The organism is Microcystis sp. BLCC-F209, assembly GCF_041928595.1.
Taxonomy (GTDB): Bacteria; Cyanobacteriota; Cyanobacteriia; order Cyanobacteriales; family Microcystaceae; genus Microcystis.
In genome coordinates this window covers 24,829-33,955 of sequence record NZ_JBHFLL010000211.1, presented here as the reverse complement: position 1 = coordinate 33,955, position 9,127 = coordinate 24,829, and the positions used below count along the sequence as shown (strand labels likewise).

Here is a 9,127-nt window from a genome sequence, read left to right as displayed (position 1 = left end):
ATTATTCCTCCCATCGAGAGCTATTCTGAATTGTAAGTTATAACTATTATAATCTCATTTCTCTTTGTGATCAAGTTGAAGATTTTCTAGTTTTTGACTGCTATAAGTATTAATACTCATTGCATAAGTGAGATGCTCCCTGGCAGATAGTACTAAACAATTTCACTGGATAGTAACGATTAAGCAGAATCTCGACTGGTTATATATCGATGATCCCCAGGTATTTGTAGCGGGGGATCTGTTATGGTATCCCGTGGAAGGCCAGCCGAAAATTGCTGCCGCTCCTGATACGATGGTAGTATTTGGCAGACCGAAAGGCGATCGAGGTTCCTACAAACAATGGCAAGAAGATAATCTTGCTCCTCAAGTCGTCTTTGAGATTCTTTCTCCCAGTAACACCTCCATCGAAATGGCCAAAAAATTGCTATTTTATGATCGCTATGGAGTCCAAGAATACTACGTCTATGATCCCGATGATAATAGTCTAGAAGCTTGGCAGCGAATTGGTGACAGTTTAGACAGTGTTAGTGAGGTTAATAATTGGGTGAGTCCCCGTTTAGGCATTCGTTTCGACTTAACCGACGAGTTAAAAATTTATCGTCCTGATGGTACTCAATTCTTGTCCTACAGCGAAATTAATCAACTACTGGAGCAGGAAAAGCAACGGGCTGAAAATGAACGACAACGGGCTGAACAGGCCAATCAGCAGTTAGTAGAAATGGAGGCAAAACTGCAAAAATATCGTCAACTTTTTGGGGAATTACCTAACTAGGGTCTGCTGAATAAATGTGAAATATAGACGAGGTAAGGGGTTTGGGGCCTGTTTGGCGAGGCAGGTGCAAGATTTTAAAGCTAGTGGCTCAAAAACCTTGCATCTTGATCGGCGATTGCGTCCTGTAGGGGCGAAGCATTCGGGCAATAACTTATCGGTGAAACCGTAGATTTTCTATCCGAATGCTTCGCCCGTACTTTTTGCCGCAAACCCTAACTAAAATCTTCACTAGCGACGGGAGTATAACAAAAAAAAAGAGGACTGGTTAGTCCTCTTAACAAGATTAGTTTTCGCTAAATGTTAAACACAGAATGATTGCCAGGCCTAGTAGGCTAGACCCATGCTGCGGGTGGTTTCTGCTCCGAGATAAACCCGAATGCTCAAGAAATCCGTCGGACAAGCGGTTTCGCAACGCTTACAACCAATACAGTCTTCCGTGCGGGGAGAGGAGGCAATCTGGGCAGCTTTACAGCCATCCCAGGGGACCATTTCCAGCACGTCGAGGGGACAAGCCCGAACGCATTGGGTGCAACCGATACAGGTATCGTAAATTTTAACGCTATGAGACATTGAATTATGACTCCTTACCGAGTGTTCTCCATGTTAAATTTCGGGTTTATCGGTTAGTTTACCTTACAGCGATCTGTTCATCGCTCGATCGGTGACATAACTTTAAACTCTGTAACACTTGGGCAAAATGGCGATCGCTGGTCGCATCTCGGCCAATCCTAGAAATAGCCTTAAAGAATTGCTTGCCGGGGTTACGGGGGGAACCGAAAAAGGTAATCTGGATCGCAAGATAATTTATTTCGTTTGCCAGTATGACAGAAATAGCGATCGAATCGATCCTACAGGAAAATCGGCTGTTTTCTCCCAGTGCCGAATTTTCCCAGAATGCCACCATTAAAAGCCTTGAAGAATACCAGCAACTCTACGCCAAAGCCAAGGCCGATCCCCCGGCTTTTTGGGCCCAATTAGCCGAAAAAGAATTACATTGGTTTGAAAAATGGTCAGAGGTTCTTGACTGGCAGCCCCCCTTTGCTAAATGGTTCGTCAACGGCAAGATTAATATTTGTTACAACTGTATTGACAGACATCTCACCACCTGGAGACGCAATAAAGCCGCCATCATCTGGGAAGGAGAACCGGGAGACAGCCGCACCATTACCTATGAACAGCTACACCGAGAAGTGTGCCAATTTGCCAACGCTTTAAAGGAATTAGGCGTTAAAAAAGGCGATGTGGTCGGAATTTATCTGCCGATGATTCCCGAAGCGGCCATCGCTATGTTAGCCTGTGCCAGAATTGGCGCGCCCCACAGTGTAGTTTTTGGGGGATTTAGTGCCGATGCTTTGCGTGATCGTCTTAATGATGCGGCTGCTAAGGTGGTAATCACTGCCGATGGTGGTTTCCGCAAGGATAAAGTAGTTGCCCTCAAGGAACAGGTAGATCTGGCTCTAGCCGATAATAGCGCCCCCAGTGTGGAAAAAGTTCTCGTTGTCCAGCGCAGCAAGGAACCCATCAATATGGTTGCCGATCGCGATTACTGGTGGCATGATCTACAAAAACAGGTATCTGCTAACTGTCCGGCCGAACCCATGGATAGCGAAGATATGTTATTTATCCTCTACACCAGTGGTTCCACCGGCAAACCGAAAGGAGTCGTCCACACCACCGGCGGTTATAATCTCTACACCCATGTCACCTGCAAATGGATTTTTGACCTGAAAGACACCGATGTTTACTGGTGTACTGCCGATGTGGGGTGGATTACCGGCCATAGTTATATCGTTTACGGACCGCTTTCCAATGGTGCAACGACGGTAATGTATGAAGGGGTTCCCCGTCCCTCTAATTTAGGTTGTTTTTGGGATGTAATCGAGAAATATCGCGTTAATATCTTTTATACTGCCCCCACTGCTATCCGCGCTTTTATCAAAATGGGGGAAGATATCCCCAATAGCCGGGATTTATCCTCTTTGCGCTTACTGGGAACCGTGGGAGAACCGATTAACCCAGAAGCTTGGATGTGGTATCACCGAGTTATCGGTAAGGAAAAATGTCCGATTGTCGATACTTGGTGGCAAACGGAAACCGGGGGAATTATGATTACTCCCTTACCCGGGGCAATTGCCACCAAACCGGGGTCAGCAACCCTGCCTTTCCCCGGTATTATGGCCGAAGTGGTGGACTTAGAGGGCAATCCCACCCACGCGAATGAGGGGGGTTATCTGGTGGTCAAACATCCCTGGCCCGGTATGATGCGAACAGTCTATAAAAATCCCGATCGCTTCCGTAATACCTACTGGGAACATATCGCCCCCAAAGATGGCCAATATCTCTATTTTGCTGGAGATGGTAGCCGTCAGGACGAAGACGGTTATTTCTGGGTAATGGGGCGCGTCGATGACGTGATGAGCGTTTCTGGCCACCGTTTAGGGACAATGGAGATCGAATCAGCTTTAGTATCTCATCCCGCGGTAGCGGAGGCGGCTGTGGTGGGACGACCGGATGAAATTAAAGGGGAAGAAGTCTATGCTTTTGTCACTCTGGAGGGCCATTATGAAGCGAGTCCGGAGTTAGCGCAAGCATTAAAAGACCACGTTGTCAAGGAAATTGGCATTATTGCTCGACCGGGAGAAATCCGTTTCACCGATGTACTGCCAAAAACGCGATCGGGTAAAATTATGCGTCGTCTCTTGCGAACTTTAGCATCAGGTCAAGAGATTTCTGGTGATACTTCTACTCTAGAAGATCGATCGGTTTTGGATAAATTACGCCAAGGTGCCTAATTTAATTGCCGGTTTTTCCTAGTAGTTAGGGTGAGGAATAAGAGTTAATCTTATCTCACTCTAACGGGAGTGATGCTCGGTGAACATATTTGCTCAAGCACCAAAGCTATAACTAATACTAAATCCTGTTTAAAAGGTATAGGGGAAGTGGGGAAGTGGGGAGTCGGTTGTCAATACTAAATTAGCTCATAAGCTCTCTTAATTTTTTGTGTGATAATTTTAGATTATCTAGAAGCGATCAATCTTTGTGTCCTTTGTGTCTTTGTGGTTCGTTCCAGTTGGTCTCGCGTAGCGAGCGCGTTGCGACCGCCAGCAGGAATGTATCCTATAATATATTTTACCCACCTAACCCAAGAGAGCCGATCATACTTCATGTTTATAAGAAAGGCTGTAATAATAAAGATAAGAGCGAATTGAAATTATAGGAGTTTAATCAATGACCACCACTACTACTACCGATAATGATTTAAAAAGACTAGAAGATTTAATCCTCAATGGACAGAAGATAATCGAACATCGATTCAACGAAATCGACAATCGACTCACTACCATGGAAACTCGACTCACTACCATGGAAACTCGACTGATTGAGGTTGACAATCGATTGAAGGTGATCGAGAATGGACAAGCGGAAATGAAAGCTGATGTCAAAACTGTTCAAAAAGATACTACCGATTTAAAGATTGAACTCACGGAAGTTAAAGGTGATATTAAAACTCTTGATAGTAAATTTGATGACATGAATAAACGCTTAGAGAAAGTCGAAGGAACCCAAAAAAATCAAATTTGGACATTGATAACCGTCCTAAGTGGTTCCTTACTAGCCGTAGGATTTAGAAGTTTTTTTATCGACAATAATCCCTAATCTCAGAAAAAGAATTGCTATAATTTGCTCACTAAAACAATGAAAAGTGATCGCCTAATTCTCCGTCCTTGGCAACTACCCGCAGACAAAGAGTCTTTTTTTCAGATCTATCAAAATTCCGAAGTCACTTATTTTTTACCGAGAATTCGTCAGTTAGCCACGGATATTGAGAGTTTAAATGCCCATTTTTCTGTAAGATTAGCAACTATTCGTAATCAGGGTAATGGCAGCGATTGGTGGGCAATGATCGATCAAAAAAATAATCAGATTATCGGTTCGATAATTTTACAGAATTTGCCCGATAACTACGGTTATCCTACGCCAGATAGCGAAATTGGTTGGCATTTACGGCGCGATTATTGGGGACAAGGATATATAACCGAAGCGGCTAGAGTTATTCTAGAATACGGCTTAATCACCTGACAATTGCCGATTATCTACGCCGTGGTTAATCCCGATAATTATCGCTCAATTCGTGTCACGGAAAGATTAGGAATGCAATCAATGGGATTAACGAATAAATACTACGACACTGAAGCACTTTTATTCTCGATCGAAGCTTAAAGTTCATTAATAATTATTGATTGTTTCTTATTTTATAGCTGCTGTGGTTGTCATGCTAAACCCATTCTTGTTCAAAAAGCAAAAAGGGAAATATATTCCCTTTTTCTAGCTTTTATGGACTCATATCCTAAACCGCTTCGGGTTTAACACCTCTTTGGTCGAGAATTTTCTGTAATTCAGCTTCGTCGGTTTTAGTCAAAGAAGTGCGTAATACTTTACCCCCGTAGGGAGCCACTTCATCGAGGACCTTATCGGGGGTAACTTTTTGGACGAGAACAAAGAGAGCAGAGGTTCCAGGCTGCAGGGTTTCTCCCAATTCCCGCATAAAATTGTCATCCACACCGATATCACTTAAAGCACCACCTAAAGCGCCACCAGCAGCACCGAGAACAACCCCCAAGAGAGGGGATAAAAAGAGTGTACCGATTAATAATCCCCAGAAACTGCCACTAGCGGCTCCGGCTGCCGTTAAATTGACCGCTTGCTTGAGTTTAATCTCGCCTTCTTTGTTTTTAACCACTACGGCAGCATCTTCTAACTCGATGAGATGTTCCCGTTGCAGCTTGGCCAAAGTTAAACGAACTTCTTCTGCTTTAAATTCGTCCTCATAGGCGATGACAAATAGATCAGCCATGGTTTTTCCTCGATTATTAGCAAATAAAACCTTTATACACTACTTTTGCCAGATTAAAAAGTTTGAGGTATCGGAGAATACCGAAAAACCCTGGGGATTAGGTGTCATAAATACGCGCTTCAAAAGCATCGGGATTTTCTTGACAGTATTCCTCAAAATAGGTTTTTTCCGGTTTTTTAGCGCGTTGGTGTGCCAATTCTGCCTGTAATTCCTCAACAATATCCCAAGCTGCGGCACAATCGGGAGAATTTCCCCCTTTTTCAGCACATACTGCCCGGGCAATATCTCTAGCTTTGATAATCTCCGCTTCTAAATCAAGACTGCGGGGCTTTTCGACGGCGTTACCTTTATGGAGGATGTCACTAACAGAGATAACACCGAGTAAACCGCCCTTAATTACCGGTGCGAAACGAATACCGGTATTAGCAAATAAGCGGGCCACATATTCAACCCCGAGGTCGGGATTAATCACGATGCAGGGTTTGCTCATCACTTCATAGACGCGCACTTTTTGCGGATCTTGACCGAAAGCGACGACTTTATAGACAATATCGGTTTCAGTGATAATTCCGTAGGCATCTTCATCGTGACGACGATCAACAATGAGAGTTCTAATGTTCTTTTCTCTCATCAATTGTACTGCTTTGGCAACGGTTTCAGAACCTTTAATCTTGGCCACCTCCGTGGTCATAATTTCAGCTGCTTTCATAGTCATATTTGGAGAAGTTAAGTTGTGCCTTTGTTATTTTAAGACATAAACTGACCCCTAATACTGACGGCGGCTCTCTTAGGTTTGGTGGGTAAAATGTATTCTAAGATACATTCTTCCTAGCGAGGGGGTGGAACGAACCACAAAGACACAAAGGACACAAAGATTGATCGATCCTATGTAAGTTAAACTTATCACACAGAACCTAGAAGAGCCTGACGGCTGACGGCTAAAAAACCGCTCCCTGATTAACGCCATTCTACCAGTTGTCGTTCTTGGACGACCAAACCATATACTGTCTCGGTTTGACGGGCTAAATTCGCCCAATGAAAGCGTTTTTCTAGGTCTTGGTAGGCGTTATTAACCAATTCTTGGGCGTATTCGGGATTATTTAAAACCTCTAAAATGCCCCAAGCGAGGGAATCAGGATTATTGACGCGGGTGACAATTCCCGTTTGGCCATGACGGACAACTTCGGGAAAACCGCAGGTATCGGAAACTACCACGGGAACCCTAGCGGCGAAACTTTCCAGGGCGACAATACCAAAAGGTTCGTAAAGACTGGGAAAAACGGCACAATCGGCCACAGTTTGGAAGCGATCGAGGTTTTCATCGGACATAAAGCCCGTAAAATAACAATGATGCCAGATACCGAGATGCCAGGCCTGTTGTTTGAGTTTGTCGGTATTGCCGCCACCGATAATGACAAATTTAGTTTTAGCCTCGGTCTGAGCGAGGACTTTTGGGGCAGCGTTGAGTAACACCGAAACCCCCTTTTCAAAGGTCATGCGCCCGACGTAATAGACGATTTTTTCGTGATCTTCGGCATATTGACGACGAAAAGCTCGGTAATCAAAGTTAGGGTCTCTTTGCTTTTTCTCGGCCCGAATACCGTTATAAACCACATCGATTTTATCCCAGGGTGCGCCCAAGGCCCGATGGACTTCATGGCGCATATAGCCGGTACAGACGATAACGCGCCAAGCATTATAGACGAGGGTTCCCTCTTTGCCGGCGATATAGCGTTGGGTGTCGGTGTGCAGTCCGTTATAACGTCCGTATTCCGTGGCGTGAATAGTGGCAATCAGGGGTATTTTAAAGAGATGTTTCAAGGCAATGGCCGCATCCCCTACTAACCAATCGTGGGCATGAACAAGGTCAAATTTTCCGTATTCTGCGATTAGTTTGCCGCCCTGTTGCCCCATGCTGTTATTCATGTTGACCACCCAATGGAAAAAGTCATTGCCGGGGGGTACGGGGACGCGGTGGATGTGAATACCTTCCACCAGTTCGTGACTGGGGGCCTGACCGAATTCGATCGTGATTAAGTGGACTTCATGACCGAGTTTGACGATTTCGGGATAGAGTTCGGCGACATGACGGGCGATACCGCCCACTAATCGCGGTGGAAATTCCCACGCCAACACTAAAATCCTCATTTTTCCCTAACCTCGACCTGATTTAAGCTGGTAAGTAATCATTGCATCCCCATGGTATCTATTTTGGCTCTGGTTTCTTCCTCTAATTGCCACTCTCCCCGCGCCAGTCTGGAGAGGATTTCTTGTCGCCACTTGTTTAATTGTTCCTGAAAAGCGGCCGTTTGTAGATCGTTGCGCCAGAAAATTAGGGCCGATTCGCCAGTTTGCGAATAATAATTTTTACGCTCTCCAGCGATGCGGAAGCCAAAATGCTCGTAGAGTGCGATCGCTGACTGGTTCGACACCCTTACCTCTAGCGTAGCCCTTTCCAGTTGTCTTTGTACAGCCTTTTCAAGCAGTTTGTAGAGAAGCAGTTTTCCTAATCCTTGTCTTTGATAGTCGGGATAAATTGCCAGGAGGGTAATATGTGCTTCTTCGAGAATTGCCCAAAAACAAGCCAATCCGATTAGGGTTTCGTTCTTCTGGTGGAGGTTAAGAATTAATAATTCACTGTTGGGGCTGTTTAATTCCCGTTCATAACCAGATAGGGTCCAAATACCGCCGAGACTGCTGCGATCTAGGGACACCATGGCGGCAAGATGCTCTGATTTTGGGGTTTTAAGCTGTATTTTTGGCATTGATCGGGGAAGGGAGCAGGGTGTGGGGTGTGGGGTGTGGGGGGAGTGGGAATTATGAATTATGAATTGGGGAAGTGGGGAAGTGGGGAAGTCGGGAAATTCAACTAAAACCCCAAAACCCCAAAACCCCAACCCCCAACACCTAAAACCTGTCTCCTGTCTCCTGAATCCTGTCTCCTGAATCCAATGGTAGATGTGGGATTTTTGCAGGAGTCCTATTTTCCGACAAAGATAAGCAAAAGTTATTTATTGACTGGAAAAACTTGAGAATATTTAAATTAACATTCCGCAATATTTATAAATTCTTAAGAATTAATTGAGAAAGATTTTTATTTAACAACGATGTTATCATGGTTACAGCGATTTTACTGAATTTCATAATGGGTTGTTTTGTGCTTTTTTGTCCAGCAAGGGTTGAAACCCTTGCCACACCTAGAAGGTGATCCTAATTAAGACGGTTAAATCAGTCAATTTCACCCACAACGATGATCTTTTTTTTGTGTAGTTTTATTGCAAAAAAAAAGTTTTTTTGACAAAAAGCACAAAGTATGATAGGAACCCAAGTGATTTCTGGCTGCGAGTAATTATTGTAGAGGGGGAGAGGGGAGAAAAGCTGACGACTTCAAGATAACTGATCACCGATCACTGAAACATCGTCCATCTTAATTTTTTTGGGCGGCCATCGTTAAGCGTTTTAATCCGGTTCTTAACATTTTCCCAGTATTCTCAAAATCG

At 44.4% G+C, this 9,127-nt stretch carries 11 protein-coding genes; 6 read left to right on the top strand and 5 right to left on the bottom strand.

The window, feature by feature from the left end; genetic code table 11:
- The first annotated feature begins 127 nt into the window (after positions 1-127).
- A complete protein-coding gene (locus ACE1AQ_RS13775; RefSeq protein ID WP_374808592.1) occupies positions 128-772 on the top strand; it encodes a Uma2 family endonuclease in 645 nt (214 codons plus the stop codon).
- 324 nt (positions 773-1,096) lie between these two features.
- Here the strand turns inward: ACE1AQ_RS13775 and psaC are convergent, their stop codons facing one another.
- Positions 1,097-1,342: a photosystem I iron-sulfur center protein PsaC gene (psaC, locus tag ACE1AQ_RS13770; protein ID WP_002734319.1), complete on the bottom strand. Its 246-nt coding sequence runs from the start codon at positions 1,340-1,342 to the stop codon at positions 1,097-1,099.
- Positions 1,343-1,593: 251 nt separating this feature from the next.
- Here psaC and acs point away from each other — a divergent pair, with 251 nt between their 5' ends.
- The 5 genes from acs to ACE1AQ_RS13745 all read left to right on the top strand — a co-directional run bounded on the left by acs (position 1,594) and on the right by ACE1AQ_RS13745 (position 4,993).
- The gene (acs, locus tag ACE1AQ_RS13765) at positions 1,594-3,564 is read left to right on the top strand and encodes an acetate--CoA ligase (protein WP_110544065.1); all 1,971 of its coding nucleotides are present in this window, start codon (positions 1,594-1,596) and stop codon (positions 3,562-3,564) included.
- A gap of 210 nt (positions 3,565-3,774) precedes the next feature.
- Positions 3,775-3,981 carry a hypothetical protein gene (locus tag ACE1AQ_RS13760; RefSeq protein ID WP_071989067.1) on the top strand — a complete coding sequence of 69 codons (207 nt, stop codon included), beginning with the start codon at positions 3,775-3,777 and terminating at the stop codon, positions 3,979-3,981.
- A gap of 19 nt (positions 3,982-4,000) precedes the next feature.
- Positions 4,001-4,429: a hypothetical protein gene (locus ACE1AQ_RS13755; protein WP_288024256.1), complete on the top strand. Its 429-nt coding sequence runs from the start codon at positions 4,001-4,003 to the stop codon at positions 4,427-4,429.
- 39 nt (positions 4,430-4,468) lie between these two features.
- Positions 4,469-4,852, top strand: coding sequence for a GNAT family N-acetyltransferase (locus ACE1AQ_RS13750; protein ID WP_008203555.1), 384 nt, complete (start codon positions 4,469-4,471; stop codon positions 4,850-4,852).
- A 3-nt stretch (positions 4,853-4,855) separates the two neighbouring features.
- A complete protein-coding gene (locus ACE1AQ_RS13745; protein WP_008203558.1) occupies positions 4,856-4,993 on the top strand; it encodes a hypothetical protein in 138 nt (45 codons plus the stop codon).
- A gap of 127 nt (positions 4,994-5,120) precedes the next feature.
- Here ACE1AQ_RS13745 and ACE1AQ_RS13740 read toward each other — a convergent pair whose 3' ends face one another.
- The 4 genes from ACE1AQ_RS13740 to rimI all read right to left on the bottom strand — a co-directional run bounded on the left by ACE1AQ_RS13740 (position 5,121) and on the right by rimI (position 8,392).
- Positions 5,121-5,627, bottom strand: coding sequence for a DUF1269 domain-containing protein (locus tag ACE1AQ_RS13740; protein WP_106909372.1), 507 nt, complete (start codon positions 5,625-5,627; stop codon positions 5,121-5,123).
- A 97-nt stretch (positions 5,628-5,724) separates the two neighbouring features.
- Positions 5,725-6,342, bottom strand: coding sequence for a CP12 domain-containing protein (locus ACE1AQ_RS13735; protein ID WP_002756663.1), 618 nt, complete (start codon positions 6,340-6,342; stop codon positions 5,725-5,727).
- Positions 6,343-6,584: 242 nt separating this feature from the next.
- Positions 6,585-7,775 (bottom strand): glycosyltransferase family 4 protein, encoded by a 1,191-nt coding sequence (locus tag ACE1AQ_RS13730; protein WP_106909373.1) that lies wholly within the window; start codon positions 7,773-7,775, stop codon positions 6,585-6,587.
- A gap of 38 nt (positions 7,776-7,813) precedes the next feature.
- The gene (gene rimI / locus ACE1AQ_RS13725) at positions 7,814-8,392 is read right to left on the bottom strand and encodes a ribosomal protein S18-alanine N-acetyltransferase (RefSeq protein ID WP_110544072.1); all 579 of its coding nucleotides are present in this window, start codon (positions 8,390-8,392) and stop codon (positions 7,814-7,816) included.
- Positions 8,393-9,127 lie beyond the last annotated feature (735 nt).